Here is a 22,712-nt window from a genome sequence, read left to right on the forward strand (position 1 = left end):
TTTCAATCTGATGCGCGTCTTTTGCCGATCGTCAAACGGCGTTAACCCTTGCGTTGCATCAGGCAGAAGAAGAAGCCGTCCGTGCCGGTGGAAGCGGGTGTCAGCGTCACCGTCTTCATGTCCGCCGACCAGGGCTGCGGCTTGTCGGTGCCGAACAGCGTCGCCCAGATATCGGCGGCCGACAGGATCTCGAATTCCGGATTGTCTTCGCAGAAGCCGTAGACCTGCGCCTCGTTTTCCTCAGGCAGTACCGAGCAGGTGACGTAGATCAGATGGCCGCCGGGACGGACGAACTGGGCAGCGCTTGCCAGCGCTTCTTCCTGCTGGGAGATGCGCTCTTCGAGGTTCTTCTGGTTCAGCCGCCACTTGGTGTCCGGGCGACGGCGCCAGGTACCGGTGCCGGTGCAGGGCGCATCGACCAGCACGCGGTCGAAACGGCCGGCAAGCGGCGCGAGGCTGTCGGTGGATTCATGCACCTGGACATTGCGGGTGCCGGCGCGCTTCAGCCGCTCGATGATCGGGGCTAGCCGCTTGCGGTCGGTGTCGTAGGCGTGCACCTGGCCCTTGTTGTTCATCGCCGCCGACATGGCGAGCGTCTTGCCGCCGCCGCCGGCGCAATAGTCGAGCACCTGTTCGCCTTCCTGCGGATAGGCGAGATCGGCGACGATCTGCGAGCCCTCGTCCTGAACCTCGAACCAGCCCTTCTGGAAGGAAAGCTCGGCCGTGACGTTCGGCAGGCGCGAGGCGCCTTCGCCGGCGGGAATGCGGATACCATTACGGGCGATCGTTGCGGCCTCGGCACCGCTACGCTCCAGTGCCTTCAGGACCTTGGCGCGCGACGCCTTCAGCGTGTTTGCGCGCAGGTCCAGCGTCGGCCGGCCGGCGAGCGCCTTGGCTTCTTCCAGCCAGTCGTCGGAAAAGTTCTCTTCAAAGGAGGCCTGGACCCATTCGGGGATGTCGCCCTGCACATGGGCCGGGGCGTCCTCGATCCGGCGCGACCTGAAGGCTTGAAGCTGTTCGGCCGGTGCCTCCGGCGCGAACTTGTCGCCATCGAGCTCGGCGGCCAGCGCCTCGGGCGAAAAGCCCCACTGGCGGTACATCACCGCGTGGCCGAGGGCCGAGGCGCTGTCGCTATCCATCAGGTAGGCGTGGGAGAGCTTCATGCGAAGGGCGTCGTAGACGATGTTGCCGATCGCCGAGCGATCGCCGGATCCGGCGAAACGGTGGCCAAGGCCCCAATCCTTGAGCGCGTCGGCGACCGGGCGCTTCCGCTTTTCGATATCCTCAAGAACCTCAATGGCTCCAGCGAGCCTGCCGCCCAAACGCATCTTCGATCAACTCCTTTTTCGCCGTGGTAACGGCGATGGCATCGAAGAGCAAGACGGCGGAGAAGATTAACCGCCGGGAACGGCCTTTAGCGAAGTAGATCCACCCGCCCGCAGGCCGGGTAGCAGTATTTCAAGATCAGGAATTGACGACGCGATAGCAGACGCTGGCAGTGCCGGAGCGGACCATGCCGATCTGCGATGCTGCAGCCTTGGAAAGATCCATGACGCGACCGCGGATAAACGGGCCACGATCGTTGATGCGAACGATAACGCTCTTGCCGTTGCGCTTGTTGGTGACCTGCACCTTGGTGCCGAATTTCAGGGTGCGATGGGCGGCCGTCAGGTGAGCGGCATTCATGCGCTCGCCGGAGGCGGTCTTGGAGCTCAGCGCATACCAGGATGCGCCGCCGCAGCCGGCGCCGGCTGCATGGCTATCGGAAACGGAGACGAGACCGATAGTGGCCGTGAATAGCGCTGCAGCGGCAGCAGTCGTGATCTTCGCTGGCGTCAAACTGGCGATCCCCTCGGTCAAAACACTTGGTTAAAAACTTCTGAGAACCGCTAATTGGGGCGAAAAATGGCAAAAACGTGCTTCAACCATTTACGCTCTATTAGGATTTATTAAAAAATGACGAAATTTCAAAAACGAAGATTGTTTGAAATAGTTTAAACGCAGACAGGAGTTCTTTGGAATCAGGGGTTGAGCGTTCGCCAGCCTCCGCACGCGAGCCGAACCCGCCCGTAATCGAAAAATTTCATTAAAAATTTCGAATTGGACCAATTTTCCGGAATCCGGATGGTCGAAAATTCGTTACTAGCGCGCAGGTTGTATGAAATTAACCAAGTATCGAACGATTATCCAAAGAATGTCACAATTGCGGTGGCCCAGCCCTGGCCATTACTGACGGACTGACTATCGACGTTCTATAAGCATTACGGGTTATGCTATCTGGCGGGTGCCGTATTGCATTTCACTGTCCGCGCCACGCGCCCGACTGCCAAAGCTGTGCAAGCGAGACGCGATAATCCGGAAAGGCAAATTCAAAACCGGTTGCACGCATGCGGGCATTCGAAACCCGCTTGTTTTCTCCATAGAAAGTGCGGGCCATCGGTGACAGTTCGGCTTGCTCGAAGGGCGTTTCCGGCGGCGGCTCGACGCCCATCAGCCGGGCGGCTTCCGCGACCACGTCCTGCGGCGGCGCCGGCTCGTTGTCGGTGATGTTGAAGACGCCGCTGGTGCCATTGTTGGCGAGGAACAGCGCTGCGGCGCCGATATCCTCGACGCGGATTCGATTGAACACCTGGCCGGGCTTGACCAGCCGCCGTGCCGTGCCGTTTTCGAGATTGCAGAAGGCGTTGCGTCCGGGGCCGTAGATGCCGGAGAGCCTGAGCACCGCGACCGGAATATCCTGCTTCTTGCCGAAGGCGATCCAGGCGTCCTCCGCTTCCACGCGCTCGACAGAGCGGGCCGAGACCGGCTTGCGCAGCATGTCCTCGGTGACCCATTCGCCGCCATGGTCGCCATAGACGCCGACCGTTGAGAGATAACCGATCCATTCGAGGTTCGGTGCGATCTGCGTGAGGTCCGGGCTCGTGGTGCGGAACATGGGATCGCCATCGCGACCGGGCGCGATCGACTGGATCAGATGAGTTGCCTTGCCGAGGGCGGCGGCTAGGTCGTCGGAGATCGTCTCGCCGTCGAAGAGCACCGGGCGGAGGCCGGCCCTTTCGAGTTTTGCCGCCTTCTCCTCGCTCCGGGTGGTGCCGATAGCGCTTGTGGCCGTTGGGGCCATCGCTTTTGCGATTGCCGTACCGGAGTAACCGGCGCCAAGGATCAGGACATGCATCGGCTCACTCCCGCGATCTGCCATTCGTTGAGGACGTCTTCGTCCGTCTCTGGCTCGCATTGTTCGGCAAATTCCGCAAGCGCCGCAGGCGCGACCAATCGTGACAGCGCCCACACCGCCATCGCCCGCACCACGGCTGAGGTGTCGTTGACGCGGGCCTTGACTGCGGGCACCAGCGCCTGGCTGCCTGAATTGCCGGCGGCGATCAGCACGTTCCGCACGAACCGGTCGCGACCGATGCGCTTGACCGGTGAGCCTGAGAACAGGCTGCGAAAGCTCGGATCATCGAGGTCAAGCAGGGTTTCGAGCGACGGCGCCTTCAGATCGTCGCGTGCTCTGAGCTTCATTTCCGAGGCTGCCTGCGCGAACTTGTTCCAGGGGCAGGCGGCAAGACAGTCGTCGCAGCCATAGATGCGGTTGCCGATCAGCGGCCGGAATTCGGGATCGATCGGCCCCTTGTGCTCGATCGTGAGGTAAGAGATGCAACGTCGCGCGTCGATCCGGTAGGGCGCCGGGAAAGCGTCTGTCGGACAGGCATCGAGGCAGGCGCGGCAGGAGCCGCAATGGTCGCGCTCGGCTTCGTCGAAGGCGAGGTCCGCCGTCGTGAACAGGCTGCCGAGAAAAAGCCAGGAGCCGAATTCGCGGCTGACCAGATTGGTGTGCTTGCCCTGCCAGCCGAGGCCGGACTGCTCCGCCAGCGGCTTTTCCATCACCGGGGCGGTATCGACGAAGACCTTGACGTCCTCGCCAGCGCGCGCGGCAAAGCGGGTCGCGACTTCCTTGAGCTTGCCCTTGATGATGTCGTGGTAGTCGCGGTTCTGGGCATAGACCGAGATCGCACCGCGATCGGTCCGCTCAAGAATGCCACGCGGATCGTGTTCCGGGCCGTAGTTCATCGCGAACATGACGACGGAGCGCACCTCGCTCCAGAGCGTGCGCGGATCGGAACGGCGCTCGGCTGTCTCTTCGAGCCAGTCCATCGTGCCGTGAAAGCTCTCGTCGAGAAAGTCTCGAAGCCGGGCCGGTGCTTGCGGAATGGCATCCGGCCGGGTGATGCGACAGAGATCGAAGCCCTTGTCTGCCGCCTCTGCCTTCAGGAACGCCGTCAGCTTCAGCCGGCGCCGTTCCTCACTGTCTGCCTTGGCATCGATGCCGGGCACGGTATTCGCCTCAGAAGTCGAGATCCGCATAGTGCGGAACGGGGGTGACGCCGCGCACGCGCTCGGCAAGCAGCGGCCGGAAGGAGGGGCGGGACTTCAGCCGCTGGTACCACTCCTTGGCGCTCGGGGCGTCCGACCAGTCGATTTCGCCGAGATAATCGAGCACGGACACCGTCGCGGCGGCGGCAAGATCGGCATAGGAAATCCGGTCGCCGGCAAGCCAGGTGCGCGTGCCCGCGAGCCAGGAGAGATACTTCATATGCTGGCGGATGTTGGCGCGCGAGGTCCGCAGGACCTTGCTGTCGGGTGCGCCGCCGCCCTGGTCCGGCGTCATCTGCAGCTTGAAGATCCGCTCGCGCACCAGCGGCCGCGTCACATCGGCTTCCATCTTCTGCAGGAACCATTCGACCAGCCGGCGGATTTCCGCGCGCTGGAACGGATCCTCGGCCAGAAGGCGGCGATCCCGCTTCATGATGCCGTTCGTCTCGTCGAGATATTCCGAGATGATCGTCGCCCCACAGAGCGCCCTCATACTGTCGTCAACATAGACCGGTAGCGTTCCGGCCGGGTTCAAAGCCAGGAAGTCGCGCCGGTTCTCCCAGGGCTGCTCGTCCGTCAATTCCGTCTGGTAGCCGTATTCCGAAAGGATCAGGCGAACGAAGCGTGAAGCGGCGGACATGGGGTGGTGATACAGTGTCGGCATCGATGATCTGGCTTCTCAGGGCTTTGGCTTGGGGGCGTCAGCGTGGCGGCGCAAGCGTCTGGCCACGGCTCATGTGTTAGAGCTATAGAAATTTGTGGTGGCAAACACAAGCGAATCAGCCTTTTCCTCCCACTCCAAAACTTGTCAGGAAATTCTCATATATGGCGGATCAATCGATCATCAGTGCGCTTGTCCTCGGTCTGATCGAGGGCCTGACGGAGTTCATCCCCGTCTCATCGACGGCGCACGTCCTTCTCGCCGGCCACTTCCTCGGCTTCAAGTCGCCGGGCAACACCTTCGCCGTCCTCATCCAGCTCGGCGCCATTCTGGCGATCCTGCTCGTCTATTTCCAGAAGCTTCTGTCGATCGCGCTGGCGTTGCCGACAAGCATCAAGGCGCGCCGCTTCGTCGTGTCAGTGCTGCTCGCCTTCCTGCCGGCGGCGGTCATCGGTGCCATTGCCCATGATTTCATCAAGACGGTGCTGTTCGAGACGCCTGTCCTGATCTGCGTCGTACTGATCGTCGGCGGCGTCATCCTTTATGCGATAGACCATCTGCCGCTGAAGCCGCGCTATACCGACGTGATGGACTACCCGCCGTCGCTGGCGCTGAAGATCGGCCTGTTCCAGTGCCTGGCTATGATCCCCGGAACGTCCCGTTCCGGCGCGACGATCGCCGGCGCCCTGCTGATGGGCACCGACAAGCGTTCGGCCGCCGAATTCTCGTTCTTCCTGGCGATGCCGACCATGGTCGGCGCCTTTACGCTGGACCTCTACAAGAACCGCGATGCGCTCTCCTTTGACGATTTTACCCTGATTGCAGTCGGTTTCATTGCGGCCTTCGTCGCCGGCATCTTCGTCGTGCGCTCATTGCTCGACTTCGTCTCGCGGCGCGGTTTCACGCCTTTCGCCATCTGGCGCATCATCGTCGGGATCGCCGGCCTGATCGGTCTGTGGCTGCTTGGCTGAGCAGAACCGACGATCTCAGAATGACAAAAGGCGCGTCCCGGACGCGCCTTTTTCTTTGACCTGTTGTCAGGCCCTAAAAACAAAGCCGCGTGCGTCTCATGGTGAAACGCACGCGGCTACTGGCCCCCGCCAATAACTTTTGATGCCTCGTCGAGGCGCCGGCCCTTAGTGGCCGGAAAGGTCGATCGATGCCGTGGTGCACGGATCGACGCCATAGGCCGGTGCGCAATCCTTGCCGCTGCTGGCGACCGTGTTCGGCGCCATGAACGAGCCAGCCAGAATGATCAGTGCCGCACACGCAAAAAAGATTGCGATCGACTTGCCCATGGACGCTATGCCTTTCGAGATTGATGCCGCCGCCCGCCGTCATGCCTTGGGATCGGGGGCGCGAGGCGGTGTTTAGTTGGTGGATATGACATGATCAATATCAGGACATGTTGAATTTGCGGTAAATGCCAATCGCTTTTCCGACTGCGGCAGAACTGCAACGCTGTTACCGCAATACAACAGAAAACGGCCGCCGGTGGTTCCGGCGGCCGTTCAAAAAAATCGTTGGGCTGCTGCCGATCAGGCGGCGCGGCCGCTACGGGTGTACTGGCCCTGCGGGCGGTAGCGCACCAGATAGGTCGGCAGGATCGATTCCAGCATCGTCGGGTCGATGCCGATGCCGGAAAGTGTGCGGCCTTCCGATACGGCCTTTGTGGAGACGACATTGTCGGATTTCAGCAACACCACCTGGTCGGCGGTAAGCGGCGGCGTGACGAAGGGGATCAGCGACGAAACGCTGCCGATCAGAGACGCGACGCCGAAGGGCAGCGAGACGAGCGTGCGCTTGCGGTCGATCGTGTTGAGCATGATCTCGAGACAGTCGCGGAAGCTCAAGACGTCAGGGCCGCCGAGTTCGTAGATCTTGCCCTTGGCGATCGTGCCGTCGACGGCGCGGGCCACGGCTTCGGCGACGTCGGTCACGTAGACGGGCTGGAATTTCGTCTCGCCGCCGCCGATCAGCGGCAGGACCGGCGAGAAGCGGGCCATGTTGGCGAACTTGTTGAAGAAGCCGTCCTCTGGACCGAAGACGACCGATGGACGCAGGATGATCGCGTCAGGCTTGGTCTCAAGGATAGCGGCCTCGGCGCGGCCCTTGCTGCGGGCGTAGTTCGATGCAGAGGAGGCGTCGGCGCCGATGGCGGAGATATGGGTCAGCGTCGCGCCGACGCCGCGGGCCGCTTCAGCCACGGCACGGGCGCCGAAATCCTGGACCGCATCGAAGGTGTTGCGGCCGCTCTCGAACAGCACGCCGACGCAGTTGATGACGTGATCGGAGCCTTCAACGGCGCGGTCGACCGATTTACGGTAGCGCAGGTTCGCCTGAACGAAGGAGATCTGGCCGACATTGCCGAGCGGCTGGAGATGACCGGCAAGGTCCGGCCGGCGAACGGCGACGCGGATGCGATAGCCGCGTTTGGCGAGCGCGCGCACCACATGACGGCCGACGAACCCGGATCCGCCGAAAATCGTCACCAGCGGCGGAAGGTTGGACAAGGTCATGGGATGTGCACTCCTGATCGGATCGGAAAGAATTGATTGCTACATAGCCCAACAGCCGCGAGAGGTGAAGGCCAATCGACGCCTGCGTGCAGAGCCTGCTGAAGGTTGGGGGCGGTGGGATCAGACGCCTTCGACGACCACCATCTCGGCGTCGGCGACTTCCTGGCGGATCGCGGCGGCAATCTGGTACTCGGGAGAGTTATAACAGTCGATCGCCGCCTGCAGCGATGGAAATTCGATGACGACGTTGCGGGCGCGAACGCCACCCTCCAACCGATGATGCAGCCCGCCGCGTGCCAGAAAATTGGCGCCGTATTTCTCGAAGGCGGGCTTTGCGGCCGCTACATAGTCCTTGTAGCGCTCGGGGTCGCGGACATCGACCCGTGCGATCCAGTATCCCTTGGCCATATTGAGCTCCTCGTCTTGCAGCACGAAAGGCTGACGGGAGTGTTACTTCCGGCAAATTTGGGCCAAGGTCAAGCGGATCGACCGGGCGCGTTGGTCCGACGGGTGTCGCCCGGCATCAGCGCGCGAGCGCACCGTTCATTTCGGCAAGGATGGCGCGGGCAGCCGCAAGCGGCTCGGCGGCTGCGACGATTGGGCGCGCGACGACGAGATGGCTGGATCCGGCCTTGAGCGCCTCGGAGGGCGTCATCACCCGCTTCTGGTCGCCCTTGTCCGCGCCGGCCGGGCGAATGCCCGGGGTGACGAGTGCCATGTCCGGCCCGATGATCTTGCGCACTGCCGCCGATTCTTCCGCTGAGCAGACGATGCCGCCCATGCCGGCGGCGCGCGCCTGTTCGGCCCGGCGCAGCACCAGCGTGTGCGGATCGTATTCATAGCCGGCATCGATCACGTCCTGCTCGTCCATCGAGGTGAGCACGGTGACGCCGAGCAGGCAGAGGTCGGAGCCTTTCGCAGCCTCGACAGCCGCCTTCATCGCCTTCGGATAGGCGTGCAGGGTCAGCATCGACATGCCCATCTTGGCGATGTTCTCGACGCCCTTGGCCACCGTGTTGTCGATGTCGAGCAGCTTCATGTCGAGGAAGACGTTCTTGCCGCTTTTGGCCAGGTCGCGCGCGAATTCCAGGCCGCCGGCAAAGACCAACTGGTAGCCGATCTTGTAGAAGGAGACATCGTTGCCGAGCGTCGACACGATCTTCTCGGCATCCGCAATCGTCGGAAGGTCGAGGCCTACGATCAGTCTGTCGCGCGCGGTTTCGGTCATCGTCTAAATCCCCTGCCAGTGTTCCATCGGGGTCCAGTCGCATGCAACAGTCCGATCCGCAAGGCGGAAAGCGAAGACATTGCCGCCGCCACCACCCTTCTGGTCGGCTGCGCGCGAGATTGGCGCGCCGGTAAGGCGGCATTTCAGAAGTGTGCCGACGCCGCCATGGCCGACGAAGGCAATCGGGATTTTCGGATCGTGATCGCCGAGGATCCGAAAGACCGCGTTCGAGATGCGGCTCTGGGCATCGATCGCGCGCTCCCAGCCCTCGAAGCTTTCGGTGGGATTGGCGAAGAACCAGTCGGCCGCCTTCTCGAATTCCGGCGGCGGCAGGAAGCCGGTGGCCGAGCGATCGTTCTCGCCCATGTCGTGGTGGACCTCGATCGTCACGCCGGCCGCATCGGCCAAAAGTTGTGCCGTCTCGATCGCCTTGGTTTCGTCGCTCGAAACGATCCGTCCGAGCGAACGCACCCAGGGCAATCGGGCGGTGATGACCGCGCGTTCGCGGCCAACAGTGGAAAGTCCCCATTGCGGGACGGGCACGTCCGGATCGATCTGGACCTGCGGATGGGTGACGTAGACGCCGAACATCCCGTCAGTGCGCCCGGCGATAGACCCAGAGCTGCGCCGGCGGAATGTTGCGCACGACGAAGTCGAGATGCTGGATGCTGTAGCGGTCCGGCATGGCAACGACGGGCGACAAAGGCCCATAGGAAATCTGCACGACCGGCCGGCCGACCGGAACGCGCGACAGCAGATCGTCGATCAGTTCGACGCGGCGATGCATCGGGAAGTTCAGAAGCGGCACGGCAGAGACGACGCTGTCGAAGGTCTGGCCGTTGAGTTCGCCGAGCGTGTGTTCCAGATCGAAGGCGTCGCCGTTGATGAAGTTGACGCCGTTGAAGTTGGTCTTGAGCTGATTGTAGAAATCGGTCGAATACTCGATCGACACGAGATTGGACGGCTCAAGGCCACGTTCCAGGATCGCCTTGGTGATGACGCCGGTGCCGGGGCCGAGCTCAAGAACCGGAAGGCCTGAGGCCGGATTGATGACGCTCGCCATTCGGCGCGCTGTGACGGAGGAGGTCGGCAGGATCGCGCCGACGGCCTTGGCATTGCTCATCCATCCCTTGAAAAAGCGAATCTCTTCGTCGAACTTCCGTCCGAGCCGTTCCTTCACCTTCACGCGCAAATTCATTGAACCCCTCAAAACCGCTGTCCTCTCCTCGCACAGGCCGTCCGCTCAAAATTCCTCGCCCGGTGATTCGGGCCGGCCGCGGCGGCGGTGATCATAATGTGTCCCCATCTGCGGCAAAAACAAGTCTGTCTGCGCCTGAAAGCGTTCGCTTATCAACAGTCCGCAGATGCCGCGGCCAACAAAAAACCCGTCACGCGCGGGCGTGACGGGTTGGCATTTCGCGCCGCGTCAGGCCCGGCTACACGCGCATCGGCATGAGCACATAGAGCGCATCTTCAGCGGCCAGATCACGGACGAGCGTCGGCGAGCCCGGGTCTGCCAGCATGAAGATCGCATCGGTGCCGGTCAGCTGCGAAGTAATGTCGAGCAGGTACTTGGCGTTGAAGCCGATTTCGAGCGGATCGTGGTCGTAGCCGACGGGCAGTTCTTCCGTAGCACTGCCGGAATCGGGATTGTTGACCGTCAGCGTCATCTGGCCTTCGTTCAGCGCCAACTTGACGGCGCGGCCGCGCTCCGACGAGATCGTCGATACGCGATCGACCGCCTGGGCGAAGGACTGGCAATCGACGCGCAGTTCCTTGTCGTTGTTGGCTGGGATGACGCGCTGGTAGTCGGGGAAAGTGCCGTCGATCAGCTTCGAGGTCATGACGATCGAGCCGATCGTCAAGCGGATCTTGGCGTCCGAGACTTCGACGGTGACGACGAGTTCCGGGTTGTCGAGCAGCTTCTGCAATTCGCTGACGGTCTTGCGCGGGATGATGATGCCCGGCATGCCTTCGGAGCCGGATGGCGCCTCGACGTCGGCGCGCGCCAGGCGATGGCCGTCGGTTGCGACGGCGCGCAGTTTCAGCTCACCCTTGCTTTCGACCGTGTGTACGAAGATGCCGTTGAGATAGTAGCGGGTTTCCTCGGTCGAGATCGCAAACTGGGTGCGATCGATCAACATCTTGAGGTCGGTCGCCTTGAGGCGGAACGAATGCGAGAAGCTGCCGGCGGTCAGATCCGGGAAGTCGGATTGCGGCAGGCACTGCAGCGAGAACTTGGAACGGCCCGAGGCGACGGTCATCGCCGTGCCCTCGGCGTTGGTGGCGAGCAGCACTTCCGAACCGTCGGGCAGCTTGCGCACGATGTCGTAGAGCAGGTGCGCTGGCACGGTGGTCGCGCCCGCCTGCTCCACCTGGGCCGGGGTCGCCTCGGTGATTTCGAGGTCGAGGTCGGTCGCCTTCATTTCGAGGCTGGCGCCGTCGGAACGCAGGAGCACGTTCGAGAGGATCGGGATCGTGTTTCGCCGCTCCACCACGCGGTGCACGTGGTTCAGCGATTTCAGGAGGTTGGATCGCTCGAGAGTAATGCGCATGGGATGCCGCTTTCAACCATTGCCCGGCGGGCGAAACGTCCGCCTGAGCGTCAACTGCGAGTGCCCCGGCCGACCGACCGGATAGATGTGGACCGGCAAAATGGCAGAAAGAGCGCCCGGAAAGCAAGGGGTTTGAGGGCTTCTGTCCCCAGATGCGGCACGTAGGCCCGTCGTCTTGCCCTTGCTCTGCGATGGTGGCTCACTCATAAAGACCGGACAGACACATCGGTAAGCACGATCAGGACGTTACAGGTGGAAAAGCAAAAGACAGCGGAACCGGCGGGCGGACAGAGGGAGCGCAGCTACCGGCTGCACAATGTGAGCGTTCCGGCCCGCCCCCTTGATGCCGCGCTCTATCTGGTGGCAACCCCGATCGGGAATCTCGGCGATATCACGCTGCGCGCGCTGGAAACATTGGCCGGCGCCGATGTGCTTGCCTGTGAGGACACGCGGGTCACCCGTGTTCTGCTTGATCGATACGGCATCACCAATCGGCCCTACGCCTACCACGAGCACAATGCCGACGAGGCCGGTCCGCGGCTGCTGGCAGCGCTCGCCGAAGGGCGTTCGGTGGCACTCGTCTCTGATGCCGGCACGCCACTGGTCTCTGACCCCGGCTACCGCCTGGGGCAGCTTGCGATCGAGGCCGGACATCGCGTCGTGCCGATTCCCGGCGCCTCGGCGCCGCTTGCAGCCCTCGTCGGGTCCGGCCTGCCGAACGATGCTTTCCTCTTTGCCGGTTTCCTGCCGACCAAGGACAAGGCCAAACGCGATCGCCTCAGGGAACTCGCCGCCGTGCCGGCAACGATCCTGTTCTTCGAATCGCCGCACCGGATCGCTGCGACGGTTGCGGCGGCGGCCGACGTTTTGGGGGAAGGCAGGCGGGCGTCCGTCTGCCGCGAATTGACCAAGACCTTCGAGGAATTTCGCCGCGGCACGCTCGGCGAGCTTGCTGCTCATTATGAACAGGCGGGGCCGGTCAAGGGCGAGATCGTGCTCGTCATCGGCCCTCCCGATGCCGCGCCCGAACCGGAAGCGGCCGACGTCGACGCGCTGCTGCAAAGCCTGGTCGCCGACATGCCGACCGGCAAGGCGGCAACCGAAGCCGCCCGCCAGACGGGCCTGCCGCGCAAGGAACTCTATGACCGGCTGCTGCAGTTGAAGGAACGCAATGGCGACTGAGGCGGGTGATCGGCGGAAGCTGAAGGCACTCAGGCGGGGATACCTAGCCGAGTATCGCGCCGCACTCTGTCTCTTGCTCAAGGGCTACCGCATCGTCGCGATGCGCCATCGCACCAAGCTTGGCGAAATTGACATCATTGCCCGGCGCGGCGATCTCATCGCCTGCGTCGAGGTCAAGGCCCGTCGCTCGGCCGAAGACGACGTCTTCGCCGTGACGGCGACAGCGCAGAGGCGTATCCGTGCCGCGAGCGATCTTTGGCTGGCGAAACAGCCTGATTTCAACAGGCTTTCCGTGCGCTACGACATCGTCACCGTGACCCCTTGGGGCTGGCCGCGGCACCTGCCGGATGCGTTCTGAATCGGCGCATAATGAAGGGAAATGATTGCGTTGTTCCGCGGGTGCCCCTCATTGGAACATATTCTCGAATTTGTAATCGTTCCGACATAAAAGCGTTACGGGCCTGTCATTGAAGGTCACTAGTCCACTGCCATCCGCAACCCGGTGGAGAGGATTAGTCATGTTCAAGAAGTTTACGCTCGCAGCCCTTACCCTTGCATTTTCCGCGACCTCGTCGCTTGCCGCGACCAACATTACCTGGTGGCACGGCATGGCCGGCCGCAACGGCGAAGTCATCAATGAAGTTTCCAAGAAGTTCAATGAAGCCCAGAGCGCCTGCGCGCTGACCCCGGTTTCCAAGGGCACCTACGAGGAAGCGCTCGCTTCCGGTATCGCCGCTTTCCGCTCGGGTGAACAGCCGAACATCCTGCAGGTCTTCGACGCCGGTGCCGCCACGATCATCAACGCCAAGGGCGCGGTCATCCCGGCCGAAGACCTGATCATCAAGGCTGGTCACAACTTCGACCGCAACGCCTTCATCGATGGCGTGCGCTACTTCTACGCCGACAGCGAAGGCAAGTTCGTCGGCATGCCGTTCAATTCCTCCGCGCCGATCATGTACATCAACGACGAGGCCCTGAAGAAGGCCGGCGTCGAAGCGCCGAAGACCTGGGAAGAGTTCGAGGCCGTCGCCCCGAAGCTGAAGGAAGCCGGTTACATCCCGCTCGTCCAGTCGCAGCTCACCTGGCAGTTCACGGAGAACTTCTTCTCCCGCAACAACATCCAGTTCGCCACCAACAACAACGGCTACGACGCCGTCGTCGACACTGAGCTGAAGGTCACCGACCCGAACCTCGTCATGATGTTCGACAAGCTGAAGGCCTGGAAGGATGAAGGCTACTTCGCCTTCTACGGCGCCGGCTGGAACGACAACCAGAAGGTCTTCGAAGAAGGCAAGGCTGCGTTCTGGATCGGTTCGTCGGGTTCGTTCGGCGGCCTGCAGAAGACGGCGCAGATGCCGTTCTCGGCAACCTTCCTGCCCTATTGGGGCTCGATCAAGGGCGCCGGCACCAACTCCTTCATCGGCGGCGCGGCACTCTTTGCCATGTCCGGCAAGACGGATGAAGAAAACAAGTGCGTTGCCGACTTCTTCCAGTTCCTGACCTCGCCTGAGATCCAGTACTTCTACCACAAGGCCACCGGCTATGTGGCCATCACCAAGGCAGCCTACGAGCTTGCCCAGAAGGATGGCTACTACAAGGAGAAGCCGGTTGCCGAAGTCGGCATCAAGCAGCTGATGCTGCCGGCCGGCGACTGGTCGAAGGGCTACCGCCTCGGCTTCTACCCGCAGATCCGCGAAATCATGGAACGCGAATACGGCCGCATCTTCTCGGGCGAAACGACCGTCAAGGACGCGTTCGACACCATCGAGAAGGAAGGCAACGAGCTGCTCGCCCGTTTCGCCAAGACGGCCGGCTGATCTCGATGTCGACCGCGACAGATCTCCTCCCCGCAGCGCGGGGAGGGACCGGAACAAAGACCGGGGGGCGTCGCTTCGGCGCCTTCCGGATTTTCGGTGGCCAGTCGAATAGCGGAGGCGAAAGCGCTGCAAAGCGCGTGCAGTTCTCCTCGCCGTTCCTGCCATACCTCTTCCTCGCGCCGCAGCTCGCGATCATCTTCATCTTCTTCTACTGGCCGTCGGTTCAGGCGCTCCAGTCGTCGTTCTATCTTGAAGACCCCTTCGGTTTCGGCTCGACCTTCGTCGGGATGACCAATTATACCGACGTGCTGAAATCAGGCGAATATCTCGGCATTGTCCGTTTCACCGCCGTTTTCACGGCGTTGGTCACCTTCTTTGCGCTGTCGATCGGGCTGCTGCTCGCCGTCAAGGCCGATGGCGTCATCCGCGGCAACGCCGCCTATAAGACGCTGCTGATCTGGGTCTATGCCATTGCCCCGCCGGTCGCAGGCCTCATCGGCATGATGTTCTTCGACCAGCATATCGGCCCGATCGTCGAGCTTGCGCGCTGGTTCGGCTGGGACATCAAGGTTGGTCTGAACTACTTCGACACCGCCTTTTCCATGGTGGTCGTCTCGGTCTGGAAACAGATCCCCTACAATTTCATCTTCTTCCTCTCAGGGCTCCAGGGCATTCCGGTCTCGGTGCGGGAAGCTGCGGCGATCGACTGCCGCTCGGGCTTCCGCCGTTTCTGGACGGTGATCCTGCCGCTGCTCGCGCCGACCGCCTTCTTCCTTCTGATCATCAACGTCACCTATGCGCTGTTCGACACTTTCGGCGTCATCGACGTGATGGTGAAGGACAAGGCTGCCAACAACCCGATCACCCTTGTCTACAAGGTCTACATGGACGGTTTCCGCGGCAACGATCTCGGCGGCTCCTCGGCCCAGTCAGTGATCCTGATGCTGATCGTCTTCGTGCTCACCATCTTCCAGTTCCGCTTCATCGAGCGGCGCGTGCATTACAACTGAGGTGGGGCCGATGTATCGCACCAAGATTTTCGACCACATCATCCTGCTCTTCGGCGTCTTCATCATGGTGGCGCCCGTCGTCGTCGCCTTCATGACCTCGACGCACGAGGCGGCCGACATTCACCGCAACGGTCTCAGCCTCAGCTGGGGCGGCCATTTCGTCGAGACCTACCAGACGGTACTGACGCGCGAGGGCGGCTTCACCGGCAAGATCACCGGCTTCAACATGATGCTGAACTCGATGATCCTCGGCCTGGGTTTCGCCGTCGGCAAGATCGTGCTGTCGATGCTGGCGGCCTATGCGCTCGTCTATTTCCGCTTTCCGCTCGCGACCTTCTTCTTCTGGGTGATCTTCACCACCCTGCTTCTGCCACTCGAAGTGCGCATCCTTCCTTCCTATGAAGTGATGAACACGCTGAAGCTGACCAACACCTATACCGGCCTGATCGTGCCGCTTCTCGCCTCGGCGACGGGCACCTTCTACTTCCGGCAGTTCTTCAAGTCGGTGCCGGACGAGTTGCTGGAGGCCGCGCGCATCGACGGCGCCGGCCCCTTCAAGTTCTTCATCGACGTACTGGTGCCGCTCTCGCGCACGATGATGGCGGCGATCTTCATCATCATGTTCGTCTACGGTTGGAACCAGTATCTCTGGCCCACCCTGATGACCACCGACGAAGGCTTCTTCACCCTGGTGCGCGGCATCAAGCAGATCCTGCTCGTCTGGGTCGGCTCGAACATCCCCGACTATAACGAGGCCTTTGCGCTGGCGATTCTCGCCATGCTGCCGCCGGTCATGATCGTCGTGATCTTCCAGCGCTGGTTCATCAAGGGCCTGACGGAAAGCGACAAGTAAACGGGGTCGTGGCGGGACAAAAGTCCCGCCCGCTCCTGAAACGACATCAATCTTACGGAGGCAGCCATGGCGGCCATTACCATCGCCGAGGTCTCGAAGATCTATCACGGCAATGTCGAGGCGGTGAAATCCGTCTCGATCGATATCGAGGACGGCGAATTCATCGTGCTGGTCGGCCCGTCCGGCTGCGGCAAGTCCACGCTTCTGCGCATGGTCGCGGGGCTGGAGACGATTTCGAAGGGCACGGTGACGATCGGCTCACGCGTGATCAACGAGGTCGATCCGGCCGAGCGCGACATCGCCATGGTCTTCCAGAACTACGCGCTCTATCCGCACATGACCGTCTACGAAAACCTCGCTTACGGCCTGAAGAACCGCAAGACGCCGAAGGCCGAGATCGACGCCCGCGTCGCAGAAGCCGCTCGCATGCTGGAGATCGAGCCCTATCTTACCCGCAAGCCCCGTGCGCTCTCGGGCGGCCAGCGCCAGCGCGTCGCCATGGGCCGCGCCATCGTGCGCAAGCCGGCGGCCTTCCTCTTCGACGAGCCGCTCTCCAATCTCGACGCCAAGCTGCGCGTCTCCATGCGCGGCGAGATCAAACGCCTGCAGAAGCGCCTCGGCACGACCTCGCTCTACGTCACCCACGACCAGCTCGAGGCGATGACCCTTGCAGACCGTCTGGTGGTGCTGAATGGCGGTCGCATCGAACAGATCGGCCGTCCGCTCGACGTCTATCACCGCCCGGCCTCAACCTTCGTCGCCAGCTTCATCGGCTCGCCGGCGATGAACCTGATCAAGGGTGTGATCGAAGGCGGCAACCTGCAGATCGGTCTCTACAGGATCGCGCTTGGCGACCGTGCGCCGGTCGAAGGCCCGGTCACGGTTGGGCTTCGCGCCGAAGATCTCAAGCTCGCCGGCGTCGGCGAGGACGCCATGCTGTTCCAGGTCGACTATGTCGAGGAACTGGGCGCGCAGCGGCTCGTGCACGGCACCATCGAGAGCCAGGCGCTCACCATCGCGCTGTCTCCGGAGACGCCACTTTCGGGTGATCTTGCAGTGACGATCGCCGTCGACCGTCTGCACTTCTTCTCGACCGAGACCGGCAAGCGGCTGGAGCGCGGCACGTCGTTTGCCAATGAAGCGCCGGTTGCAGCGCCACGCCTGGAGACCGCATCGTGATCTCCAAGACCGTCGAGCAGCTTGCCGTTCCTTCGCTTGAAACGCGCGCCAGCTTTGCCGAGATCGTGCGCACCATTGCCGCCCATGACGCAGCCATGGCCGCACGGCCGGAGATGAACAGCGTGGAGGTCGGCGGCACACCGGCCTCCGATACGCCGCTCGCCTTCCCGTTCACCGTTGCTGCCTGGAACCTGGAGCGCTGCCTGTTTCCGGCCGAAAGCGCCGCCCATCTCGCCGCGACGAACGCGCCGGTCGTCCTTCTTTCAGAAATGGACAACGGCATGGCCCGCACCGGCCAGCGTCACCCGACCGCCGAAGTCGCCGAAACACTCGGCATGCACTATGCGTATGGCATCGAGTTCATCGAGATGGGTCTCGGCTCCGATACGGAGCGTGAGTTCTGTGAGGACGAATTCAACGCCAAGGGGTTCCATGGCAATGCGCTGATGGCTGCGGTGCCGTTCTCCCGGCCCTTCATGTTGCGCCTATGGGGCGGACGCCTCTGGTTCACCGATGGCGAGCAGCCGCGCCTTGGCGAGCGCTGTGCGATCGGCGCCGTCATCGAGACGGAAGCCGGACCCTTCGTCGCCGTCTCCACCCATCTCGAGAGTGCGACGACTGCCGTCTACCGAGAGCGCCAGGTCAAGGAATTGATCGATGCACTCGACGAGACTTTCCCCGGCCTGCCGGTGATGATCGGTGGCGATCTCAATACCGGCAACCATGCCGGCGGCGATTTCGAGGCCGAAGGGCTGTTTGCCATGAGCGCCATCAGAGGCTTTACCCGCCATGGTGGGCCGCTCGACGTGATGACCACGCGGCCGAGCCTGATCACCCGCTGGCCAGAGCGGGCGATGAAGCTCGACTGGTTCCTGTCGCGCGGGCTGAAGATCGGCGAGACCACGATCATTCCTTCGCTTGACGAAACCGGCCGGCCGCTTTCGGATCACGATCTCATCACCTGCGTGATCGAAGGCTTCGAATAGGCTCGCCTCTCCTTGCCTAAGGCCCGCCCGCATTCTACATGTCGAGGGCTTTGCCAGTGCGGCAGAGGGCAGCGGTTTTCCCGTCCTCATTCGCTCCGGCGGTTTGAAATCGATCACGCTAAGCGTGATCCATGAGGGAATGGGTAGATGGCGAAAATCGTCAATGTCGGGGTCCAGATGGACCATGTGTCGGGCATCAACATTGCGGGTGACTCCACCTTCGCCATGAGCCTCGAGGCACAGTCGCGCGGCTATCGCCTCTTCCACTATACGCCGGAAAAGCTGTCGCTGCGCGACGGCAAGGTCTATGCGAGCGTGCAGCCGATGACGCTGCGCGACGTCAAGGGCGACCACTTCACGCTTGGCGAAGCCGAGCGCGTGGATCTTTCGACCATGGACGTCATCCTGCTGCGCCAGGACCCGCCCTTCGACATGGCCTACATTACCTCGACGCACCTTTTGGAACGCCTGCATCCGAAGACGCTGGTCGTCAATGATCCCGCCTGGGTGCGCAATTCGCCGGAGAAGATCTTCGTCACCGAATTCGCCGACCTGATGCCGAAGACGCTGATCACCCGCGACCCCGCTGAGATCTCCAGCTTCCGCCAGGAAATGGGCGACATCATCCTGAAGCCGCTCTACGGCAACGGCGGCGCCGGCGTGTTCCACTCGACCCGCGACGACCGCAACATGTCCTCTCTGCTCGAAATGTTCGGCCAGATGTTCCGCGAGCCCTTCATCGCCCAGGAATACCTGCCGGCGGTGCGCAAGGGCGACAAGCGCATCCTGCTCGTCGACGGCGAGCCGGTCGGCGCCATCAACCGCGTTCCGGCAGACCACGACGCCCGCTCCAACATGCATGCTGGCGGCCGGCCTGAGCCGACCGAACTGACGGCGCGTGAGAAGGAAATCTGCGCCCGCATCGCGCCTGCGCTGAAGGAGCGCGGCTTCCTCTTCGTCGGCATCGACGTTATCGGCGACTACATGACCGAGATCAACGTGACGTCGCCGACCGGCATCCGCGAAGTGAAGAAGTTCGGCGGCGCCGATGTCGCGAGCCTGCTCTGGGATGCGATCGAGCGCAAGCGCGCCTGATCAAGATCTCGGCCTAGGATCCATCTCGGGTCGATGGCGCTTGCCGCGGGCCTACGCCCGCGGCCGTTTGCCGAAGCGTCCCGGATACACACCCGCGCCTCCTCAAATGTTCCGTTATTGTTCTTGTTTTTGTGCGCGATCCGTGCAAGGCTTCTGCCTGCAACCCTGGGCGGTTGTGGCGCCCGATAACTGGGCTGCCTGGGCGAGGGGCAAGCATGGTCGCGCGCGTCAGCACGGTCGCATTTCAGGGTATCGAGGGCCTGCCTGTCGATGTGCAGGTGATGGTCGCGCCGGGCAAGGTCGGCATGCAGATCGTCGGCCTGCCGGACAAGGCCGTCGCCGAAAGCCGCGAGCGGGTGCAGGCCGCCCTTCATGCTTCAGGTCTGGCGCTGCCGGCCAAGCGCGTGACCGTCAATCTTGCGCCCGCTGACCTTCCCAAGGAAGGAGTCCGGAAGCCACATTGGCGATCGTATTCGTGGTAAATCGACAAAATTTTACAACACGTTATCGTCAATGTTTTTACGAATATGGATATTGGTAACCGAGCGCGGAAGATGCGCGAGGCTGGTCGAACCGCGGATGTCCATGAAGACCCGCATCCCGATGCCGCAATCAGCCTCTTGTGTCGGTGAGCTTCGTAGCGTTCGAACCTGCTGATCGATGCCATTGGCGATTAAATCCGTAACGGTGTCTGCAGGATCGCCGTCAGGGCTGTTTTTGCAAATTTGTCGTCGTCTGCAGTCGCGGGGCTTCGGCCTACCTGCCTAGCGCGATGGCGTACTGCATGCTTCCACCATCATCAGGTCGCTGCGCGGCCGGCCACTAACCGACGGCCTGTTGGCACTGTCTCTCGACGCCGGCTGGGAGCTTTTGCGCATCCTGCCGATTGGCGACGTCGCAATCGCAAGTGGCCGCTCATAGCCGCGACGTTGCCGTACAGTCGATCAGAAAAGTCTTCCCAGCTATATCTCGAGCGGTGCAACTTACCTTCAGCGCCCTATCGCCGGTCATAAGTACATCTCGTCGATCAATAATTTAACGATCGACAAATTGACTCTAGTTATGTAATAGAATCAATAATTCGTGCAAACAGACAGGGGTAATGCATTGTAACGCTTCGTGGAGTCTTTAATTATGCTGAGATCGAAGTCTTGTTATTCAATTCATAGGCGACAAGGCGCTTAAAAACAAGAATTCAACTTAAAAAATATTTCGGAAAATCAAGACACCAGATCGCTATTTATTGAGGCTGGTGGGGAGCCGTCGTTGATTGAAATTGAAGACTTCGGGATCACCGAATATAGCTTTTCGATAAGCGGGCATCGCAAGCGCTATAATTTGACCACAGTGCTGCATCTGTTCGGTGAAAAGTTTTGTAGAGGCTTAGAAGCGGCATGGCGCAGGGCCGCCACCTTTAAGGCCGGTGATACGGCGCACGGGTACTTCAAGAAGCTCCGTCTTCTCCTGCAGGGTCTTGGGGCAGCAGGATCGCTAGGGAAGGACGAGGTCGCCACGCGGGTATTTCAAACCCTTCAGGGCGGTAGGACGCCGACACAAAAAGACTGGCAACACGTCACTAACGAGTTTCTTCGTGTGATGGGCGATGTCGACGACCGATCGCTCACCATCTCCACGAAACGGAAGGTACGTGACAAGTATGTCGAGGCCGCACGCAGTGCGCTCAATTGGCTGGTCGATGCAGGGTTTCTCCCCGCCGTTCAGATGAGGCAGAGAACAGCGTCAAAATTCAGTACTGAATCGGGTACGGACTCGCTCGCGAGCCTTCTCTACAAAGCGGGACGGCTTGACCTCACAAACAAAACCGAACTCGAAGCTTCGAATGAGTTCATCGCAACGAACGCAAAGGCCTTGGCGGAGCTACGCAGTTGCTACGTTGCAGAATTCCTATCCGATTATGAGAACTTTCAGCGTGGTCAGGTAGTCCTGGGCGAAAAGCCTAAGATGTCTATCGATGAGTTTGAAGCAATAATATTGCGCAGACCCGGCGATCGGATTGGAAATCCGATATTTGGCGTCGAAATCGGCCTAAGTGACTGCGATTTATTCTCAGTTATCATTAGGTATTACAAAGATGTATATCACAATAGTCGTGATATTGTGTTTGGCTTGAAAAAATTTCAAAAGCTCGTCGCGTGGGCGGGCGGCCACGCGCACCTCCAATCCTTCATTGAAGCCACGACCAAGGCGCTCAATGCCGCATTTCATATTATCTTGATCGACACGGGATTGAATGTGCAGCCGACAAAGGACCTCGGGGAGGACCCATACGTCGGTACTTCTAAGCGTGGAAAGCGACAGATCGCCACGATTGCCGAAAAGAAGAACCGAGCCGGCGGCAAGGAGGTTAAGGGGCGGTTGCGTGAAGACGAGGTCGGCGAAGTTTCCGTAAAAGTAAAGGGTGAGGTTTCCGGTTTCCGCGTCATAGAGATGTTCAGGGAAATGTCCAAACCGATGAGGCCCGTAGACGGCCCAATAGCCGAAAGGCTTTGGATATACAGGCGTCCCGGCGAATACACCGTGAGGCACAACTTAGGTCAGATGGACAGAGACTGGCACTATGGTTTTTTGGATCGCCATAAAGACAACGCCCTGTTCGGAGGTTTGAGTGTCACGAAAAGGGTTATTCGTCGAAGCTTCATGAACGCCAAACGGGCCGATGGTTCCTTCGATGTGAACTTGGCTATGGCGATCGCGGGGCAATCGACACCCGAGATGGCGTATCACTATCTCGACTTGCAGGGTGTCAAAGCCATCCTGCAGGAGATGATCCGGAAATTCCTCGACGCTTGGGAGGCGGTATCGGCCTCTTCGCTTGACGACGCCGCAGCAAAAATCGGTGTCGATCCATCAGACTTCGAAAGAAGGAAGGAGCTTGGGCTAGAGAACGGGCTTCATTTTGCGCTGTTTGGGGATCGAAGTAAATCGAAGAAAAACACAAAGATAGAAGAGGAAGCGCTTCTATTCAATTCTGCTCGGAGATTCACCGTTCGGGAAAATACAATGCGGGATTTATGTTTGGCAAAGGTCGCCATGTACAAGCAGATGGAGAAGGTTTTGTATCTGAATCCGAAGCGGTTCATCCGGAAATGGATACCTTTCCTCGGCATTGTGGAAGGATACATTATTAAGATCAAAGAAAGTAGGTTCGCTTCCCAATTCGCTATTGTCCAATCGGATGTCGAGGGGCGGATAGCTTCCGGCGACATTGCTATCCCGGTTATTTGGTGAGGCG

At 61.1% G+C, this 22,712-nt stretch carries 22 protein-coding genes and 1 pseudogene; 11 read left to right on the forward strand and 12 right to left on the reverse strand.

Annotated elements, in window-relative coordinates; genetic code table 11:
* Positions 1-41: 41 nt before the first annotated feature.
* The 5 genes from ASD01_RS28455 to ASD01_RS28475 all read right to left on the reverse strand — a co-directional run bounded on the left by ASD01_RS28455 (position 42) and on the right by ASD01_RS28475 (position 5,038).
* On the reverse strand, positions 42-1,328 hold the full coding sequence (locus ASD01_RS28455; protein WP_034804507.1) for an RsmB/NOP family class I SAM-dependent RNA methyltransferase: 1,287 nt from the start codon (positions 1,326-1,328) through the stop codon (positions 42-44).
* A 136-nt stretch (positions 1,329-1,464) separates the two neighbouring features.
* On the reverse strand, positions 1,465-1,839 hold the full coding sequence (locus ASD01_RS28460; protein WP_060644815.1) for a septal ring lytic transglycosylase RlpA family protein: 375 nt from the start codon (positions 1,837-1,839) through the stop codon (positions 1,465-1,467).
* A gap of 460 nt (positions 1,840-2,299) precedes the next feature.
* Entirely contained in the window at positions 2,300-3,175 is an 876-nt protein-coding gene (locus ASD01_RS28465; RefSeq protein ID WP_034804505.1) for an SDR family oxidoreductase, read from the reverse strand.
* A complete protein-coding gene (gene queG, locus ASD01_RS28470) occupies positions 3,163-4,365 on the reverse strand; it encodes a tRNA epoxyqueuosine(34) reductase QueG (RefSeq protein WP_051659674.1) in 1,203 nt (400 codons plus the stop codon). The genes ASD01_RS28465 and queG overlap by 13 nt, the downstream gene beginning before the upstream one ends.
* Positions 4,346-5,038, reverse strand: a complete 693-nt coding sequence (locus tag ASD01_RS28475) for a glutathione S-transferase family protein (RefSeq protein WP_034804500.1) — start codon at positions 5,036-5,038, stop codon at positions 4,346-4,348. The genes queG and ASD01_RS28475 overlap by 20 nt, the downstream gene beginning before the upstream one ends.
* Positions 5,039-5,199: 161 nt before the next feature.
* Between ASD01_RS28475 and ASD01_RS28480 the strand changes: the two genes are divergently transcribed.
* On the forward strand, positions 5,200-6,006 hold the full coding sequence (locus ASD01_RS28480) for an undecaprenyl-diphosphate phosphatase (RefSeq protein ID WP_034804497.1): 807 nt from the start codon (positions 5,200-5,202) through the stop codon (positions 6,004-6,006).
* 165 nt (positions 6,007-6,171) lie between these two features.
* On the opposite strand, the gene ASD01_RS36280 is transcribed toward ASD01_RS28480, so the two are convergent.
* The 7 genes from ASD01_RS36280 to dnaN all read right to left on the reverse strand — a co-directional run bounded on the left by ASD01_RS36280 (position 6,172) and on the right by dnaN (position 11,337).
* On the reverse strand, positions 6,172-6,333 hold the full coding sequence (locus tag ASD01_RS36280; protein ID WP_034804494.1) for a hypothetical protein: 162 nt from the start codon (positions 6,331-6,333) through the stop codon (positions 6,172-6,174).
* Positions 6,334-6,573: 240 nt separating this feature from the next.
* A complete protein-coding gene (locus tag ASD01_RS28485) occupies positions 6,574-7,554 on the reverse strand; it encodes a complex I NDUFA9 subunit family protein (RefSeq protein WP_034804481.1) in 981 nt (326 codons plus the stop codon).
* A gap of 120 nt (positions 7,555-7,674) precedes the next feature.
* Complete coding sequence (locus ASD01_RS28490) at positions 7,675-7,962, reverse strand: DUF1330 domain-containing protein (RefSeq protein ID WP_034804478.1); 288 nt, start codon at positions 7,960-7,962, stop codon at positions 7,675-7,677.
* Positions 7,963-8,077: 115 nt separating this feature from the next.
* Positions 8,078-8,782: an orotidine-5'-phosphate decarboxylase gene (gene pyrF, locus ASD01_RS28495; protein WP_034804475.1), complete on the reverse strand. Its 705-nt coding sequence runs from the start codon at positions 8,780-8,782 to the stop codon at positions 8,078-8,080.
* Between the two features lie 3 nt (positions 8,783-8,785).
* Positions 8,786-9,373: a histidine phosphatase family protein gene (locus ASD01_RS28500; protein WP_034804471.1), complete on the reverse strand. Its 588-nt coding sequence runs from the start codon at positions 9,371-9,373 to the stop codon at positions 8,786-8,788.
* A 4-nt stretch (positions 9,374-9,377) separates the two neighbouring features.
* Complete coding sequence (gene pmtA / locus ASD01_RS28505) at positions 9,378-9,980, reverse strand: phospholipid N-methyltransferase PmtA (RefSeq protein ID WP_082572892.1); 603 nt, start codon at positions 9,978-9,980, stop codon at positions 9,378-9,380.
* Between the two features lie 238 nt (positions 9,981-10,218).
* Positions 10,219-11,337, reverse strand: a complete 1,119-nt coding sequence (gene dnaN / locus ASD01_RS28510) for a DNA polymerase III subunit beta (protein ID WP_034804468.1) — start codon at positions 11,335-11,337, stop codon at positions 10,219-10,221.
* 252 nt (positions 11,338-11,589) lie between these two features.
* Here dnaN and rsmI point away from each other — a divergent pair, with 252 nt between their 5' ends.
* The 10 genes and pseudogenes from rsmI (at position 11,590) to ASD01_RS28560 (ending at position 22,708) form a co-directional block, all read left to right on the forward strand.
* A complete protein-coding gene (gene rsmI / locus ASD01_RS28515) occupies positions 11,590-12,519 on the forward strand; it encodes a 16S rRNA (cytidine(1402)-2'-O)-methyltransferase (protein WP_034804465.1) in 930 nt (309 codons plus the stop codon).
* A complete protein-coding gene (locus tag ASD01_RS28520; protein ID WP_034804462.1) occupies positions 12,509-12,877 on the forward strand; it encodes a YraN family protein in 369 nt (122 codons plus the stop codon). Before rsmI ends, ASD01_RS28520 begins: the two co-directional genes overlap by 11 nt.
* Before the next feature lie 160 nt (positions 12,878-13,037).
* Positions 13,038-14,336 carry an extracellular solute-binding protein gene (locus ASD01_RS28525; protein WP_029742937.1) on the forward strand — a complete coding sequence of 433 codons (1,299 nt, stop codon included), beginning with the start codon at positions 13,038-13,040 and terminating at the stop codon, positions 14,334-14,336.
* Between the two features lie 5 nt (positions 14,337-14,341).
* The gene (locus ASD01_RS28530) at positions 14,342-15,346 is read left to right on the forward strand and encodes an ABC transporter permease subunit (RefSeq protein WP_234798720.1); all 1,005 of its coding nucleotides are present in this window, start codon (positions 14,342-14,344) and stop codon (positions 15,344-15,346) included.
* Positions 15,347-15,356: 10 nt separating this feature from the next.
* Entirely contained in the window at positions 15,357-16,199 is an 843-nt protein-coding gene (gene ugpE / locus ASD01_RS28535; RefSeq protein WP_034804459.1) for a sn-glycerol-3-phosphate ABC transporter permease UgpE, read from the forward strand.
* Between the two features lie 66 nt (positions 16,200-16,265).
* On the forward strand, positions 16,266-17,378 hold the full coding sequence (locus ASD01_RS28540; RefSeq protein WP_034804456.1) for a sn-glycerol-3-phosphate import ATP-binding protein UgpC: 1,113 nt from the start codon (positions 16,266-16,268) through the stop codon (positions 17,376-17,378).
* The gene (locus ASD01_RS28545) at positions 17,375-18,364 is read left to right on the forward strand and encodes an exonuclease/endonuclease/phosphatase family protein (RefSeq protein WP_034804453.1); all 990 of its coding nucleotides are present in this window, start codon (positions 17,375-17,377) and stop codon (positions 18,362-18,364) included. Before ASD01_RS28540 ends, ASD01_RS28545 begins: the two co-directional genes overlap by 4 nt.
* Positions 18,365-18,511: 147 nt before the next feature.
* Positions 18,512-19,459, forward strand: coding sequence for a glutathione synthase (gene gshB, locus ASD01_RS28550; RefSeq protein WP_034804450.1), 948 nt, complete (start codon positions 18,512-18,514; stop codon positions 19,457-19,459).
* Positions 19,460-19,674: 215 nt separating this feature from the next.
* A pseudogene (locus tag ASD01_RS28555) lies at positions 19,675-19,905 on the forward strand (magnesium chelatase domain-containing protein); the annotation flags it as partial.
* Positions 19,906-20,725: 820 nt separating this feature from the next.
* Positions 20,726-22,708, forward strand: a complete 1,983-nt coding sequence (locus ASD01_RS28560) for a hypothetical protein (RefSeq protein WP_060644816.1) — start codon at positions 20,726-20,728, stop codon at positions 22,706-22,708.
* Positions 22,709-22,712 lie beyond the last annotated feature (4 nt).

This window comes from Ensifer sp. Root423, assembly GCF_001426275.1.
In the GTDB taxonomy this organism is placed as follows: Bacteria; Pseudomonadota; Alphaproteobacteria; order Rhizobiales; family Rhizobiaceae; genus Ensifer; species Ensifer adhaerens.